Genomic DNA, 16,703 nt, shown 5'->3' on the forward strand with positions numbered 1-16,703 from the left:
GAAGCGCCTGCCTGGCGCGGTCGAACCGGGCGCAGGCAGGCGCGACCGAGCCTCAGAATCGTGGCGGCTCGATGCCGAGTTCGCGCAACCGCTCGGCGTACTGGGCGATATTGGCGAGTTTGATGTTCTCGTAGCCGCGGACGACGTCGGGGAGGGCGGCGGCCTGGACGGCTCGGTCGTAGCCGTCGGCGTCCAGGCTGTTGGCGAGCGCGGTCACCATGCGCACGTAGTGGGCGCGAAGTTCGCGTTCGACGCGGCGGACGTGGGCGTAGCCGAAGGGGTCGAAGGCGGTGCCGCGCAGGCGCTTTCCCTTGGCGAGCAGACGCAGGGCGAGGTGACTGCGCGGGCCCATGCCGATCTTCTTCTCCCGGCCCAGCGCCCGCAGGACGGGCGGGTGCAGGCGGTAGGTGAGGTTCGCGCCCTCGGGGACCTGGTCGGCCACCTCGGCGAGGAACGCCGGATCGGTCAGTCGCCGCGCCACCTCGTACTCGTCCTTGTAGGCGGTCAGCTTGTACAGCCCGCGCGCCACCTGCTCGCTGAATTCGGTGCGGTCGGTGACCCGCCGCTCGGTGTCCCAGATGTGCCGCACGGTGCGCACGTAGTCGCGCGCCACCGCGACGCTCTGGAAGCCGATCAGCTCGGCCGCGCGCAGCTCCACCAGCCGCCGCGTCTCGCCGGTCGCGGTGAACCCGTCGAACAGATCCGCGGGCACTGCCGCCCGCGCCGGCTCGGGCTTGCTGCGCGCGGTGGCGGCCGCGAACTCCGCGGGCCGCGCGATCGCGATCCTGCCCCAGCGGAAGGCCGCGATATTGGCGGCGACGGCGACACCGTTGATCTCGATGGCCTCCTCGATCGCCGACGCGGGCAGCCGCAGTCCCCCGCTCTGGTACGCCGCGCCGACCAGCAGGAAGTTGGCGGCCGCGGTATTGCCGAAAAGGACTTCGGCGGCGGCGAGCGCGTCGAACGAGCCGACCACCTTCGCCGCCCTGGCCAGCCGGGCCAGCAGCGACGACTCGTCCGGGTAGGCGACGGACTTGTCGTAGACCATGTCGCCGGTCGGGGTCTTGCTCGTCGAGGCCACCGCGATGGTCGCCGCCGGCGAACCGTAGGCCAGGTTCTTGTCATCGGTCGCGGCGAGCAGATCGAACGCGATGACGCAGTCCGCGGAGCCGGGGGCGAGCCGGTTGGCGGGCTCCAGGGCGTCCGACGCGAACCGCAGGTGCGACACGACCGGGCCCGCCTTCTGGCTCAGGCCGATCTGGTCGAGACTCGCCACGTCGTAGCCCGCCCGCAACGCCGCCGTCGCCAGCACCTGGTTCACGGTCACGATGCCGGTGCCGCCGATCCCCGCGAGGAAGACGTTCTGCGTGCCGGTCGGCGCCGCGAGCGCGAGCTCCGGCAGGCGCGGCGGCTGCGGACGGCGAACCTCCTTGCGCCGCTTACGTTTCGCCGGGTCGGGCAGCTCCACCGTGACGAAGGACGGGCAGTCGCCGTCCAGGCAGCTGTAGTCGGTGTTGCAGGAGGTCTGATCGATGCGCGTCTTGCGGCCGAACTCGGTGTCGACCGGCTGCACCGAAAGACAGTTGCTCTTGACGCCGCAATCGCCGCAGCCCTCGCACACCGCCTCGTTGATGACCACCCTGGTCCGCCGGACCGGCAGCGCGCCGCGCTTGCGCTTGCGGCGCGCGTCGGCCGCGCAGTGCTGGTCGTAGACCAGCACGGTGACGCCGGGAATCTCGCGCAGCATGCGCTGGGCCTCGTCGAGCCGGTCGCGGTGCCACAGCAGCGTGCCCGGCGCGAGATCGCGCTTGCGGTAGCGCTTGGGCTCGTCGGCGCAGACGATGATCTTGCGGACGCCCTCGACGCTGAGCTTGTGGGTGAGCTTCGGTACGCCGATGGAGCCCTCCGCGTCCTGCGCCCCTGTCATCGCGACGACGTCGTTGTGCAGCAGCTTGAAGGTGATGTTCACCCCCGCCGCGACGCAGGCCTGCACCGCCAGCTGCCCGGAGTGGAAATAGGTTCCGTCGCCGATGTTCTGGAACAGATGGCCCACGTCGGTGAATGGCGCCTGCCCGATCCACTGCGCTCCTTCGCCACCCATCTGGGTCAAGCCGGTGACGGCGCTGTCGGCGCGACCGGACATGGTCACCATGGTGTGACAGCCGATCCCGCCACCGGCCAGCGAGCCCTCCGGCACCGCGGTGGAGCGGTTGTGCGGGCAGCCGCTGCAAAAGTACGGTGCGCGTTTGGCGGACAGCACCGATAGCGACAACGGCTGCGGCAACGGCCTTTTCATCTCGAGATAACCGGCGAGTACCCGGCGCAGCGGGCCTGCGATGCGGCCGGAGGTGAGTTCGCCGTTGGGGCTGAACAACACCCGCCCTTCGGCATCCGCCTTGCCGACGATCTCGGGGGCATCCGGACGGCCGTAGAGGATGTCGCGAATTTGCGTCTCGACGAACGCGGTCTTGTCCTCGACGACCACGATCCGCTCGAGTCCGTCGGCGAACTGGCGGACACGTTCGGGTGCAATGGGATACGGCATACCGATGCGCAGCAGACGCACTCCGGCTCGGGACAGGTCGGCATCGTCCACGCCGAGGTCGACCAGGGCTTGGCGCATCGCGTCGAAAGTGGTTCCGGTGGCGGCGATGCCGATCCTGGCATGCGCCGGGTTCACCTCGATGACGTCCAGCTCGTTGACGGTGCTGTAGGCCTTCACCAGTTCCCAGCGCGGTCCGTACAGGTCGGCCTCGGCGATGACGCTGTCGGTCGGCGCGGCCATCGGGCGCTGGAGATAGGTGAAAGGCCTTCCCTCCCATTCGATCTCGGGCACGGTGATGGCGATGTCGCCGACCGAGCCGTCCACCGTCCAGGCCCCGTCGGCCACGTCGGCGACGATCTTCAGCGCCACCAGGCACCCGGACGCCCGCGACAGCGCGACGCCGTGCAGCCCCATGGTGATGATCTCGCGCGCGTTGCGCGGAAAGAGCACGGGGATGTTCATCGCCGCCAGCGACCGTTCGCTCACCGCGGGCACGGTCGAGGATTTCGACGCCGGATCGTCGCCGACCAGAAGCAGCACCCCGCCGCGCGCGTTCGCGCCGTACATATTCGCGTGCCGCAGCGCGTCGGTCGCGCGATCGAGGCCCGGACCCTTTCCGTACCAGACCCCGACGACGCCGTCGTGCGTCGCGTTGCCAGCGGGCAATTGCGCCTGGCTCCCCCACACCGAGGTCGCGGCGAGTTCCTCGTTCAGGCCGGGGACGAAGGAAATGTCGTGTTCGGCGAGCACGGTGGGCATTCCGTTGAGCATCTTGTCCACGCCGCCGAGCGGGCTGCCCTGGTAGCCGGAGACGAAGGTGCCGATCCGCAGGCCCGCCCGCAGATCGCGCACGTGTTGTTCCACCAGTTGACGCGCGATCGCCTGCACACCGGTCAGCACGACGGTGCCGGAGCCGACCCGGTAGCGGTCGGCGAGGTCGTATGGCGCGGTGATCAGATCGCGGTCGGCGAGCTCGGTCATCGGTCCACCCATCCGCTCGGCGCCCGGTCGGGGCGCTTCGCATCGTTGAGCACTTGGTGCCGACATCCTGTCTTGAAAGCGCGGAATGAACAATAGATGGAGTTTCAATTGAGCATTCTGCTCAAAACAGTCGAGCAAACCTGGGCAGAGGCTATGCACGATGCGAGATCGATGTGACCGTCACCACGTTCGCTGCTCGACGCCGGTGTGCCTGGGGCGGCCCGCGCGTCTTGCCGTTGCCGCCACTCTCGCCGCGTTCCTCCTTGCCGCCACCCCGCCTCGGCGCGGCCGGTGATCACCCGCCCCGCGACGTTCCGACTTCGAGCCCGAACGCGGCGGTCCGGAGATCGACAGCGCCGCGCCGCGAGACTGGGAGATTCAGCAGTCGCGCGCCGCCGCATTCCGCAACTCGCATCCTCTCGGAAGGGGCCGAGAACACGACTTCGCGCCCTGGCCGCGTTCACCTGAATTCGAAACGAAATGCCTTGTGACCACCGCGTTTACATTGGTAGCACTTCCGAATATATCGTTTCGTTACCCGAATACCGCCACTCCCCATTACCCTTCTCTCTGCTCGACGAAAGTTATTGCGTCGCCGTTCTTTCAGTGACTAGGGTTACTCGGGACACTCGGCCAGTGCCGGTTCCCAGAACCCGGCGCTGGCCGGTTCCGCACGGCGGCAGCGATGCCCAGAGGTAGGCAAGATCATCGGTGATAAGCAGCAGAATCCACCGCGTATTACCGACCGGTATGTGGTCCCGCCCCCTCGGCGTCCGAACCAGACTGCTGGCGATCGTCCTCATCCCCAGCGTCGCGCTGCTCGCGCTCGGCGTCGGCGCCACCGGGTATCTGGTGAAAGCCGGTCGCGACGCGGCGTCTTGGGCCGAGCTGGCCAGTTCCGTCACCACCCCGGCCATCCTGATGATCGAGGCGTTCCAGGAGGAACGTCGCGCCTCGCTGCTGCACTTGGCGGGCGACGACGACGCGACCAACACCCTGCCCGCCGCCCGCAAGAATTCCGACGAGGCGCTGGCCGCGCTGGAAGCCCTGGGTGAGACCGCCTCCGAACTGCGTCCCGACCTTGCGAGCGATATCGACAGCTACGACGTGCTCTACCAGCAGCTGCCCACGCTGCGCGGCGGCATCGACGCGCACGCCGTGCCTTCGGCGCAGGTATTCCTCGCCTTCAACCAGATCATCGACACCATCGTGCTCGCCTCGCTGCTGGCGGCCGAGGTGGCGCCGGACGCCGATATCGCCGTCGAGCTCTACAAGGGGGTGCACGCGCTGCGCGCGGCCGAAGCGGTATCGCGGGCGAGCGCGATCGGCTCGGCCGCGCTCATCTCCGAGCAGCTCACCCCCGAACAGCTCACCGAGTTCGGCAACTACGTCGGCGACGGCCGTGGTGAGGTCTCCTACGCGACCATGGTGCTCAGCGGCAAGCGCCAAGCGCAGCTGCAAGAGATCACGGGCAGCCCCACCTGGCGGCAGCTGACCGCGATGGAGGACGCGATCATCCATCGCGGCGTCCACACCGGCGATTCCGAGGGCGCCAGCGGTTCCACCGCCGATACTTCCGGCAGGCAGTCCACCTCCCGAACCACCCGCACGGCCGACACCCCGCCGCCGCTGCCGCTCGGCATCGGCGAATGGCAGCAGTCCGCCACCGCCGTGCGCTCGCAGCTGCTGAAGCTGTGGGAGGACCAGAGCCGCGACGCCCACCGCACCGCCGAGACCACCGGCGACGAGATCGCCCGTAACTCCTTCTACGGCGGTCTCGCCGTGCTGGCGGTGACGCTGCTGGCCTTCCTCGCCGCGCTGCTGCTGGCCAACCGCTTCATCGGCCGCATGCGCCGATTGCGCCGCGACACCTTGGAACTCGCGGACGAGCGCCTGCCGGAGACCATCCGCAGGCTCGGCGAGGGCGACCAGGTCGACCCGCAGGAGGTCGCGCGCCTGGACTACGGCGGCGACGAGATCGGTCAGGTGGCCGACGCGTTCAACCGCGCGCACGTCGCGGCGGTGTCGGCCGCGGTCGCCGAATCGAAGACCCGGGCGGGCGTCGCCGCGGTCTTCCTCAACATCGCGCACCGCAGCCAGGTGATGGTGCACCGTCAGCTGGCGCTGCTGGACAAGGCCGAACGCGAGGAGGAGAACCCCGCCCGCCTCGACCTGCTCTTCCAGCTCGACCACCTGGCCACCAGGGCAAGGCGCAACGCCGAGAACCTCGTCATCCTCGGCGGCGAACAGCCAGGGCGCCGCTGGCGCAACCCGGTGCCACTGATCGAAGTGGTGCGCAGCGCGGTCGCGGAAAGCTTGGACTACACCAGGATTCAGATCGGCAAGCTGCCCGAGGTGCGGATTTCCGGCGCCTCGGTGGCCGACGTCATCCACCTCATCGCCGAGCTGACCGACAACGCGACCGCCTTCTCCCCGCCGGAATCGCGGGTCGAGGTGACGGGCACGCTGGTTGGCAAGGGCGTCGCCATCGAGATCACCGATCAGGGGCTCGGCATGCCGGAAACCGAGCTGGCCGAACGCAATTCCGTGCTGGCCTCGCCGCCGGACTTCAGCGTCGCCGCCCTCTCCAGCGACGCCCGCCTCGGCCTGTTCGTGGTCGGGAAATTGGCCGCGCGGCATGGCATCTCGGTCCGGCTGACCGAATCCGACTACGGCGGCGTGAAGGCCATCGTGCTGGTGCCGACCACGCTGATCGCCACCGGTCAGGAGGCCCCGCGCGAGCAAGCCGCCCGCGAAACGCACGCGCTGGCGAGCAACGGGACGTTCAACGGATTCGCCCCGGTCCCCGCTCTCGCCGCGCCGAGCCCCACGCCCAGTGCGGTCGTCGACACCGGTTCCGGCGATCGACCGGCGCTGCCCAAGCGCCGCCGCGAGACGTCCGCCGGGCCGGTCGCCGGGCCGAACGGCGCCACCGGCGCACGGCCGCGGACCGCAGAGGAAGCCCGCACCCTCATGTCGGCCATCGAGAACGGCACCCGGCAGGGTCGCCTGAACCGCGTCGACAACCCGACAGCAACGACCTCCGACCCGCAGGAAGGTGCCGGTGACGACCTCCAAGCCACGTAGTCTCGACTGGTTGCTCGACGATCTCGTCGAACGGCTGCTCGACGTTCGGTACGCCGTCGTGCTGTCTACCGACGGACTGCTCCTCGGCCACAGCACGGCGATGAATCGCTCGGACGCGGAACGCTTCTGCGCGATGGCCTCCACCCTGCACGGCGTGGCGCGCAGCGCGGGCAGCCATTTCGACGCGGGCGGGGTCTGTCAGACGGTGGTGGAGCTCGATCGCGCGGTGCTGTTCATCACGGCGGCGGGCGACAACGCGTGCCTCGCTGTCCTCACCGCCGAGAACGCCAACATGGGCATGGTCGCCTACGAGATGAACCAGACCGTGCAGCGCGTCGGCGCGCACCTATCCGTCGACCCGCGCCCGCAACAGCTCGACGGGGTCGGTTCGCGACGGCCATGAACGACCGGCGGGAGTCCTGGTTCGACGAGGAGGCGGGCCCCCTCGTCCGCCTCTACGCGGTCACGGGCGGGCGCTCCGGTGGCGGCCGCCCCGAGCTGAACATGCTCACGCTCGTGGTGCGCGCCGGATCGCGGACGCTGCGCCGCAACGAACCCGAGTACGCCGAGATCGTGCGGCTGGCCCGCGAACCGCAGTCCATCGCCGAGCTGGCCGCACAGCTGAACTTGCCGCTGACCTCGACCAAGATCCTGGTCGGCGACCTCATCGACGACGGCTTGCTCGACTTCCGCGATCCCGAACCGACGCCGGAGGCGGGGCCGCGGGACATGGATGTGTTGCGCGCGGTGCTCAAGGGGATCAAGGCGCTCTGACCGTCGAGCGCGACTCCTCAACCCAGCCGAGCGACAAGGCGTTTGGCGTTCATGTAGGCGATCGCCTCGATCGAAACCATGGGATTCACCCCCGACGCAGTCGGGAAGCAGGACGCGTCCGCGACGACGATATTGGGCACCTCCCAGGTCGCGCCGTCCGGATCCACCGCCGACATGGCCCGCGAGCCGCCCATCCGCGCCGAGCCCATGATGTGCAGCGCCCCCATCCCGCAGCGGCCGGGACCGTACCCGGCGGCGAGGCAGGCCGCGACGAATTCCGTGTGCGATCCGCTGATGCCCGGCTCGTAGGCCGCTCCGGCCTGATGCCCGGAGAAGACGCGCTTCGCGCCCGCGGCTTCGAGAATGCTCGCCGCGCCCGCGATTCCGGTGTGCAGGTGGGCGCGGTCGCGCTCGGAGAGCTTGTAGCGCACGACCGGTTCGCCGGACCGGTCCACCGTGACGCGCCCGTGGTCGCGGTCGCGGGTGATCACGCCGACGGCCGCCGTGCGGGCCAGATCGAGCATGGCCGCGCGGTGCTCGGCCGCGCCGCGCCAGTTCATGAAGCCGACGAGCAGACCGGGATGCAGCGGGCCGGTCTCGTAGATCACGCCGTAGCCGTGCTGGTCCAGATCGCTGTGCTTGCGCGAGATCCTGGTCTGCAGCCCGCCCTCCCACGGCCGGATCTCCTCGTCGAAGACGCCGAATACCGCCGAGGCCGGATGCAGGCGCAGGTAATCGCCGATGTTCTTGTTGCGCAACCCGGAGCGGCGCAGCAGCGCGGGCGTCTGGACGGCGCCCGCCGCGACCACCACGGCTCGGGCGCGGACCGTGAATTCCGCGCCCTCGGCGGTCACCGCTCGAACGCCTTCGGCCCGGCCGCCCTTCACTTCGACGCGCCGGACGTCGGCGCCGACCACGAGCCGGGCGCCACGTTCGGCCGCGTCGGCGAGCCAGGTCTTGGTGACCGTCTGCTTGGCGCCGAGCCGGCAGCCGTAGCCGCAGCGTCCGCACTCCACGCCCGCGTCGCACGCGTCGGTGACGTTGCGCGGCAGCGGGGCGACATCCCAGCCCAGCGCGGCGAGCCCACGCTCCAGCACGCCGTCGCGCGCGGAGCCGGGCGAGCGGTCGTAGGTGACGCCGAGCCGCCGCTCGACGGCGTCCAGCGCCGCGCCGTACTCGTCCTCGGCGAACTGGCCGGCGCCCAGGCTCGCCCATTCCGCGCGCACATCGTCGGGGGTGCGCAGCGAGGTGCTCCAGTTGACCACCGTGCCGCCGCCGAGGCAGGTGCCCGCCACCAGCGTGAGCTGACCCTCCGCGGTGGCCGACGGCCCCGGCGCGTACAGCCGCAGCAGCGCGTCCAGCTCGCCCGCTCCGAAATCGGCGTCGTCGTAGTATTCGCCGCGCTCCAGGACGATCACGTCGAGACCCGCCTCGGCGAGCACGGCGGCCGCCGCGCCGCCGCCCGCGCCGGAACCGACCACGACCACGTCGCAGTCGAGCGTCTCGTCCGCGCCGGCCCGCACCGGCCGCAAGGCGGGCTTCGGCGCGCCGGGCAACGGACCCGGCGGAGCGGGGTAGCCCATCTCCTTCCACAGCGGATTGCTGCCGTCGGGTCCCGGCGTCGTGTAGTACGCGAGCAGCGCGGCCTGCTTGAGCGCCTGGAAGATCGCGCGCTTGGCCCCCAGCCGCGATTCGCCGAGCTCGAGCAGCAGCCGTTCGCGATCGGCCTGCGAGCGTGCGGAGAAGCGTCGCGGACCCATGCCCGCGAGCAGACCGAAGACCGGGGAATCCCACAGGCCGAGCAGTGTCGCCAGCTGCTTGCGTTCGGCCTCGCGCGGATTGCGGTCGAGCAGCCGGAGCACCACGTCGGCGACGCCGAGTTCGGCGGCGGACGGCAGCGCGAGGCCGTCGCCGGGCGCGAAGGTGTCGCAGATCAGCTCCAGCGCCGCCCGCTGCCCTGCCGTGAGTTCCATGGTGTTCTCCCCGAGACCGAAAAGTGTGGCAGCGCAATTGGAATTACGGCTCACATAAGTTGACGTGCTCGAACCCTACTCTGGAGAATTACCGGCGTAAAGACCGGTTTGCGACCCGTTCGCACTGACGCCTGCCAGCTCTGTCAGCGAATGCCGGACAACTTGATGAGCGCGGTCCGCGGCGCGGGTTCAGGCCGGTTCGGGTTGGCAGCGAGGGCAATAGTAGATGCCGCGTTCGCGCTGCGTGATGCGATCCGATGGCGGATTCGTCTCGCCGAGCGGTCGCACCTCGATGCGAGTGCCGCATCGCTGGCAAGGCTGGCGCTGGCGGCCGTAGACCAGTGCCCGCCACGGCGGACGGTGCGCCGCCTGGGTGAGGACACGGTGCGCCTCGTTGACCAAGGCGAGCAGATCCGGCACTTCACCGACCGGCGTCGCCGGGTGCACTCTGCGCAGAAAACAGACCTCGCTGCGGTAGATGTTGCCGATGCCCGCCAGGTTGCGCTGGTCGAGCAGGGCGAGGCCGACCGGCTGCGCGGGATGTCGCGCCAAGCGCCGAACCGCCTCGGCCGCATCCCAATTCGGGCCGAGCAGATCCGGGCCGAGGTGATCGGTCGCGGTGTGCTCGTCGGCCCGGCGCAGCACCTCGACGGTGCCGAGCGAGAAGCCGACGGCCTCGGTGTCGTCGGTGCTCAGCACCACCCGCGCGGTCACTCGCGGCCGGGTCCAGCGCTCGCCGGCGCAATAGGTGCGCCACACCCCTTCCATCTTCAGATGGGTGTGGATGCTCGCGTTGGTGGTGCGGATGAACAGGTGCTTGCCGTAGCTGCCGACCTCTTCCACCAGCTCGCCGACGAGATCCACCGTCGCATATCTCGGCACCCGGAAATCGCTGCGCACCAGCGTCTTTCCCACGAGCGCGAGCCGCAGGCGGTTCGCGGTCAGAAAGACCTTGTCACCCTCGGGCATGCACCGCCTCCGCTGTCATGGTTGCCTGCGCAGCCGCAGGCCGCGCGGCGTCGCGGAGAAACCCGCCTCGGCGAGGAAACCCGCGAAGGTGTTGCCGTGCACCGATTCTCCGTCCACCCGATCGATCACCAGCGAGTCGACCCAACGGCGCCGGACCAGCTCGGCGAGTTCGGCCGCGGCGGACTGGCGGGCGTTCGGGTCCTCGGTGAAGGTGAGCAGCGTCTTGCCGCCGCGCTCCAAGTAGAGCACGAGCTCGCCGTCCACCAGTACGACCAGCGCGCCCGCCTTGCGGCCAGGGCGGTGGCCGCTGTCGCCGTCGCCCTTGGGCCAGCCGAGGGCCGCGCCATACGGATTGGCCGGGTCGCAGGCGGCCAGCGCCAGCGCCTTGCCCTGTTTCGCCGGGTCGCCGGACCGGCCGCGTTCGGTGTCGAAGGAGCGCAACCGATCCACCACGTCGGTCGTGGAGAACTGCGCGCCGCCGAGCGAGTCGACGAAGTAGCCGCGGCGGCAGCGGCCACGGTCCTCGAATTCGGTCAGCACGCGGTACATCAGCGCGAAACCGCCCGTCACGCCCTCGTTCTGCACCGAGCCCCTGGTCAGTACGCCATAGCGCTCCAGGAGGGTGTCCGCGGTGGCGTGGGCGCGAATCGTGTTGTCGGCGACGCGTTCCGGCAGCAGCGACCAGCGTCCAGCGACGGCGGGCGGGCCGGACCGGGTCGGCATGGTCGGCCTCGGCAGGTAGGCGCGGCCGCGTGGCGCGCGGCGCGGGGTCCGGTGCGCTGTCGTGGTGCGCGAGGTGCCCGCGAGCAGGGCGCGCACCGGCGCGAAGGTGTCGCCGGAGACCACACCCGCCCACACCAGCTCCCACAGCGCGGCGGCCACCGCCGTGTCGTCGAGCAGGCCGGTGGAGTCGGAGAGCTGGCGGAAGAAGTAGGCGCCGCCGCCGTGTAGGACAACGACGTTGTCGCCGCGGCCCGGCGAATCCGAGGCGAGCGGGGTCCGCGGCGCCAATGTCGCACCGAGCGCGTCGAGCAGCCGCAGGTGCACCTCGGACAGGTCGATCTCGTCCGGCGGCGCGAGTGTGAACGGCGCCTGGTCGGCCAGGTGCAGGGCGATCCATCCGTCCTTGGCCGTGATGGCGCCGTGCCCGGACCACACCACCTCGCCGGCGGCCATCAGCTCGTCCAGCATCGCGGGCGAATAGTCGCGGACGCGGGCGGGCAGGATCAGCGATTCCCACGCCGAGGCCGGAATGGGCACGCCGGCAAGCTGTTCCACCACGGCCGCGACGCCGTCGACGCCGCGCAGCTCGCCGGTCTCGACGTGCTGCCAGGACGGGAGGAAACGTCCGAACGCCGCGGTCGAGACCGGCTCGACCTCGTGCCGCGCCGCGGCGAGCGACCGCCGCCGCAGCCGCCGCAGCACCTGGGTGTCGCACCACTCGGAACCGCTCGCGCCCGGCGTGAATTCGCCCTCCACCGCTCGCTTTTCGGCCACCAGGCGATGCAGCGCGGTGGCGGCGACCGCAGGGCCGATACCGAAGCGCGCCGCGACGGCCTCGGTGGTGAACGGTCCGTGCGTGCGCGCGTAGCGGCCGACCAGGTCGCCGAGCGGATCGGCGACCGGCTCGATGAACGCGGCGGGCGTGCCGATCGGCAGCGGGACCCCGAGTGCGTCGCGCAGACGGGAGGCGTCCTCGACGGCCACCCACCAGGTCCGGCCCACGAACGAGACCTCCAGTGCGCGCCGAGCTTTGGCGAGTTCGGCGAACCACGGCCGCGGGTCGCCCGGTGGTTCGTCGACGGCGCCGAAATTCGCCGCCATCTCGTCCTCGCCGCTCGGCAACGCGTCCTCGGCACCTCCGGGCGTCGCATCCTCGACACCGCGTATCAGCGCACCGTCGGCGCCACGTGCCAGCGCGTCACCGTCACCGCGCACCGGGGCATCCCCAGCGCCGGACGCCGGCGCATCATCGGCACCACGCGCAAGCGGTGCGCCGACGCAGCGCAACGCCGCTTCTTCGGGAGTCAGCGGCCCGAGCAGCCGCAGCAGGTCGGCCAGCCCCTCCGCATCACGCGCGCGACGTTCGGGAGTGAGTCGTTGCAGTTCGCGCTCGGTCTGTTCGAGCACCACCGGATCGAGCAGTTCGCGCAGCTCGACACGGCCCAGCAGCTCGGCGAGCAATCCGGAATCCAGCGAGAGCGCGGCGGCCCTCCGCTCGGCGAGCGGGCTGTCGCCCTCGTACATGAACTGGCCGATGTAGTCGAACAGCAGCGCGCCGGCGAACGGCGAGGGCGTCGCGGTCTCCACCTCGACGAGCCGCACCTGTCTGCGCGCGACCCGGCCGAGCAGATCCCGCAGGTTCGGCAGGTCGTACACGTCCCGGAGACATTCGCGCACGGTTTCCAACAGGATCGGGAAGTCCGGGAACTTGCGTGCCACGTCCAACAGCTGCGCCGAGCGCTGCCGCTGCTGCCACAGCGGTGCGCGCTTGCCCGGATCGCGCCGCGGCAGCAGCAGGGCGCGCGCCGCGCATTCGCGGAACCGGGACGCGAAAAGGGCCGACCCGCCGACCTGTTCGGTGACGATGTCGTCGATCTCGTCCTGGTCGAAGACGAACAACTCCGCGCCGGGCGGATCGTCGGTGGTGTCGGGCAACCGCACCACGATCCCGTCGTCGGAGGCGTTCGGCGCGGCGTCCACGCCGAACCGTTCGCGCAGCCGGGAACCGACGGCGAGCGCCCACGGCGCGTGGATCGGCAGACCGTACGGCGAGTGCAGGACCAGCCGCCAGTCGCCGAGTTCGTCGCGGAACCGCTCGACGATCAGCGTCCGGTCGGTGGGCAGCTGACCGGTCGCGCTGCGTTGATCCTCCAGCAGGGTGACCAGATTCGAGGTGGCGTTGTCGTCGAGTCCGGCGGCTCGGACGATGCGGCCGAAACCATCGGTCTCCGCCGAATCGCCTTTGGCACTCCGGGCGGCGGCCTTCCTCGACCCGGACGGCGCCCCGTCGCCCGCGACCGACGGCTCGACCGACCTCGCCAGCGCCTCGGCGGACTCCCGGCCCGCTTTGCGGATGAATTCGCCCAGCGCCGCGCCCAATTCGGCGGGTCTGCCCAACCCATCTCCGTGCCAGAACGGAAGTCGGCCAGGCTGCCCGAAGGCCGGCGTCACGAGGACCCGGTCGAAGGTGATCTCCTCGATGCGCCAACTGGTCGCGCCGAGGGCGAATACGTCGCCGACGCGGGATTCGTAGACCATCTCCTCGTCGAGTTCACCGACCCGCGAATTCCGTTCGCCCACCATGTACACCGCGAACATGCCGCGGTCCGGAATCGCGCCGCCGGAGGTCACCGCCAGTCGCTGCGCGCCGGGGCGGCCGGTGAGGGTGCCCGCGTCGCGATCCCACACCAGCCGTGGGCGCAGTTCGGCGAATTCGTCGGAGGGATAGCGGCCGGAGAGCAGGTCGAGCACCGACTCGTAGGCCGAACGCGGCAGCCCGGCGTAGCTGCCTGTCCCACGCACCGTCTCGAACCAGGCGTCCACGTCGATCGGCTCGAGCGCGCAGGCCGCGACGGTCTGCTGGGCGAGAATGTCGAGCGGGTGGGCCGGGATCTGCAAGGCCTCGATCTGACCCGTGACCATCCGCTGCGCGGCGACGGCGCAGTGGATGACGTCGGTGCGGTGCTTGGGAAACAGCACGCCGCGGGAGATCTCGCCGACCTGGTGCCCCGCCCTGCCGATGCGTTGCAGTCCGCTCGCCACCGAGGGCGGGGCTTCGACCTGCACGACGAGGTCGACCGCGCCCATATCGATGCCCAGTTCGAGACTGCTCGTCGCGACCACGCAGCGCAGCCGCCCGCTTTTGAGGTCGTCTTCGATCAGCGCGCGCTGCTCCTTGCTGACCGACCCGTGGTGCGCGCGGGCCAGCAGTTGGTCGGCGCCGTGGATCACCTCGGTGGACGCGCCGAGCTGCGCGGGCGGCGCGTGCGCGATGTCGATCGGATCGCCGAGCCGCGCGGAGTACGCCTCGTTCAGCCGGGCCGTGAGGCGCTCGGCGAGCCTGCGCGAATTCGCGAAGACGATCGAGGAGTTGTGGTCCAGCACCAGGTCCACGATGGCCTCGTCGACGTGCGGCCAGATCGAACCCGGCTGATCGGACTCCCCCGGCTCGGTCATGTCCGGCACCGGCACCCGCACCGACAGGTCGAAGGTCTTGGGCGCGGGCGGCGAGACGATGGTGATGGGCGCGTTGCCCACCAGGAAACGGCCGACCTCCTCCGGCGGCCGCACGGTGGCGGAGAGTCCGATGCGCTGGGCGGGCCGCTCGGTGAGCAGATCCAACCTGGCGAGCGAGAGCGCCAGGTGCGAACCGCGCTTGGAACCGGCGATGGCGTGCACTTCGTCGACGATCACCGTCCGCACGGTGCGCAGGGTCTCGCGCGCCGCGGAGGTCAGCATGAGGAACAGCGACTCGGGCGTGGTGATCAGGATGTCGGGCGGAGTCCGCTGCATGGCGCGACGGTCGGCGGCGGTGGTATCGCCCGAGCGGACGCCGACGGTGATGTCGGGCGGGTCGAGGCCGAGCCGTTTGGCGGTCTGCGTGACGCCGACCAGCGGCGCGCGCAGGTTTCGCTCCACGTCCACCGCGAGCGCCTTGAGCGGGGACACGTACAGCACGGTGGTCCCCGCGTGCTCGACCTCGCCGTCTTCGCTCGCGCGGCGCGTCCGCCGCTTGGCCGCCGTGCCGTCCTGTCGCTCACGGGCGGCGAGTTCATCGATCGCCCACAGGAACGCCGAGAGTGTCTTGCCGGAGCCGGTCGGCGCGACGACCAGGGTGTGTTCCCCGGCCGCGATGGCCTGCCACGCGCCGAGCTGGGCCGAGGTCGGCGCGGGGAAGGCGCCGTCGAACCATTCCTGGGTCGCGCGGGAGAACATGGCGGTGGAGAACGTGGCCATGGGATCAGTGTGCACCCCAGCACCGACAGGCAGCCGACCGCGCGGCGGCAACCGGCCGCTCGATCGCATCCCTGCCGCCGAGACCTGTACCGGACCGACCGAGCACACCCGCGCACGCCCGTCAGGCGAACGTCGCGTTACCCGGCTGTCGCGCTCGAACCGACCGACAGGCCGGATAAGGGTCCGTCCGCCGTCGCCGGGTCGTACGCTTCGATCCGTGCAAAAGGTGCTCAGACTCGACCTGGTCAGCCATGGCATGACCGAGGCGATGCGAAAGGCACGTTTTCCAGTCGACGAATCCCTGACCGAGGCGGGCCGCCGCGCCATCGCCGCCTGCGCCCCGCTCACCGCCGCGCGTGTGCTGACCGGACCGGAACGCCGCACCGTCGAGACGGCGGCCCTGATGGGTCTGCCCGGCGAGGAGGACGCCCGGCTACGCGACCTCGACGCGGGCGCGTGGCGCGGCGGTGAACTCATGTCGGTGCCGCAGGACGAGCTCTACGCGTGGCTGACCAACCCGCAGTTCCGCGGGCACGGCGGGGAGTCGGTGCTGGACGTGATCGAGCGGACCAGGTATTGGATGGCCGAGATCGCCTCCGAGGGCAAGTCCACCATCGCGGTGACCCATCCCGCGGTGATCCGCGCGGCGCTGCTGGTGACGCTGGACGCCCCGCCGAAATCGTTCTGGCGGATCGATATTCCGCCCGGCAGCGTCACCCGGCTGCACTACCGCGGCGAGTGGACGCTGCACTTCCCGCCGTGAGCCCGTCGTTCATTCCGCGGCGAGCGGCGTCGACCGCTCCGCGACGCTCAGCAGAAGCCGCACGGCGTCGGTGATCAGCCGCGCCGACAGGGACGGGTCGATGGCGCGCTGAATGCCGAGGCCGAGACCGAGACTCAGCACCGTGGACGCCGCGTCCTCCGCGGGCATCGGCAACACCAGGCGCAGGCTGTCGGCCAGTGTCTGCAGCTGCGCGGCGACCGCGCCGCGCACCGCGCCGAGGTTGGACACCAGCGCGGCCCGCAGCTCGGCATCGTCGCGCGAGAGCGTGGCGAATTCGAACTCGAGCATCGTCCAGCCGACGTCGCCGAGGGTGCGCTCGGCCCAATCCTGGAGTCGCGCCAGCCGCTCTTCCAGGCTCTCGTCCGCGGCCACCAGTTCCGAGACCTCGCCGAACTTGGTGGCGTGGATGTCCTCGAGCACCTCGAGGCACAGCTCCTTCTTGGTGCGGAAGTTGGAGTACACCGCGCCCTTGGAGTACCCGGCCTCCTCCGCGACGCGCTCCATGGAGGTCTTCGCATAACCGTCGGTCAGGAAGAGATCGCGCGCGGTCGCGATCAGATCGGCCCTGGTGCGGGCCTGACTCTCGGACCTGGTCAGTCGTGCCATGCCGCGATTCTACGTACTCTCAGAT

General features: G+C 70.5%; 9 protein-coding genes. 4 read left to right on the forward strand and 5 right to left on the reverse strand.

Annotation, left to right across the window (positions count from 1 at the left end; translation table 11 throughout):
- Positions 1 to 52 precede the first annotated feature (52 nt).
- Positions 53 to 3,526 carry an indolepyruvate ferredoxin oxidoreductase family protein gene (locus FB390_RS00625; RefSeq protein WP_141807195.1) on the reverse strand — a complete coding sequence of 1,158 codons (3,474 nt, stop codon included), beginning with the start codon at positions 3,524 to 3,526 and terminating at the stop codon, positions 53 to 55.
- A 750-nt stretch (positions 3,527 to 4,276) separates the two neighbouring features.
- Here FB390_RS00625 and FB390_RS00630 point away from each other — a divergent pair.
- From FB390_RS00630 to FB390_RS00640, 3 genes are read left to right on the forward strand one after another with little or no spacing between them, the layout of a single operon-like run.
- The gene (locus FB390_RS00630) at positions 4,277 to 6,613 is read left to right on the forward strand and encodes a sensor histidine kinase (RefSeq protein ID WP_141807196.1); all 2,337 of its coding nucleotides are present in this window, start codon (positions 4,277 to 4,279) and stop codon (positions 6,611 to 6,613) included.
- Positions 6,591 to 7,016, forward strand: a complete 426-nt coding sequence (locus FB390_RS00635) for a roadblock/LC7 domain-containing protein (RefSeq protein ID WP_141807197.1) — start codon at positions 6,591 to 6,593, stop codon at positions 7,014 to 7,016. Before FB390_RS00630 ends, FB390_RS00635 begins: the two co-directional genes overlap by 23 nt.
- A complete protein-coding gene (locus FB390_RS00640; protein WP_067787745.1) occupies positions 7,013 to 7,387 on the forward strand; it encodes a DUF742 domain-containing protein in 375 nt (124 codons plus the stop codon). Before FB390_RS00635 ends, FB390_RS00640 begins: the two co-directional genes overlap by 4 nt.
- 17 nt (positions 7,388 to 7,404) lie before the next feature.
- Here FB390_RS00640 and FB390_RS00645 read toward each other — a convergent pair whose 3' ends face one another.
- The 3 genes from FB390_RS00645 to FB390_RS00655 form a co-directional block, all read right to left on the reverse strand.
- On the reverse strand, positions 7,405 to 9,360 hold the full coding sequence (locus FB390_RS00645; RefSeq protein ID WP_141807198.1) for a GMC family oxidoreductase N-terminal domain-containing protein: 1,956 nt from the start codon (positions 9,358 to 9,360) through the stop codon (positions 7,405 to 7,407).
- A gap of 189 nt (positions 9,361 to 9,549) precedes the next feature.
- Entirely contained in the window at positions 9,550 to 10,329 is a 780-nt protein-coding gene (locus tag FB390_RS00650) for a DNA-formamidopyrimidine glycosylase family protein (protein WP_141807199.1), read from the reverse strand.
- 15 nt (positions 10,330 to 10,344) lie between these two features.
- The gene (locus tag FB390_RS00655) at positions 10,345 to 15,288 is read right to left on the reverse strand and encodes an Lhr family ATP-dependent helicase (RefSeq protein WP_141807200.1); all 4,944 of its coding nucleotides are present in this window, start codon (positions 15,286 to 15,288) and stop codon (positions 10,345 to 10,347) included.
- Between the two features lie 217 nt (positions 15,289 to 15,505).
- Between FB390_RS00655 and FB390_RS00660 the strand changes: the two genes are divergently transcribed.
- Positions 15,506 to 16,051: a histidine phosphatase family protein gene (locus FB390_RS00660; RefSeq protein ID WP_141807201.1), complete on the forward strand. Its 546-nt coding sequence runs from the start codon at positions 15,506 to 15,508 to the stop codon at positions 16,049 to 16,051.
- Positions 16,052 to 16,060: 9 nt separating this feature from the next.
- Here FB390_RS00660 and FB390_RS00665 read toward each other — a convergent pair whose 3' ends face one another.
- Entirely contained in the window at positions 16,061 to 16,678 is a 618-nt protein-coding gene (locus tag FB390_RS00665) for a TetR/AcrR family transcriptional regulator (RefSeq protein WP_141807202.1), read from the reverse strand.
- Positions 16,679 to 16,703 lie beyond the last annotated feature (25 nt).

The sequence above is a fragment of the Nocardia bhagyanarayanae genome (genome assembly GCF_006716565.1).
Lineage (GTDB): Bacteria > Actinomycetota > Actinomycetes > Mycobacteriales > Mycobacteriaceae > Nocardia > Nocardia bhagyanarayanae.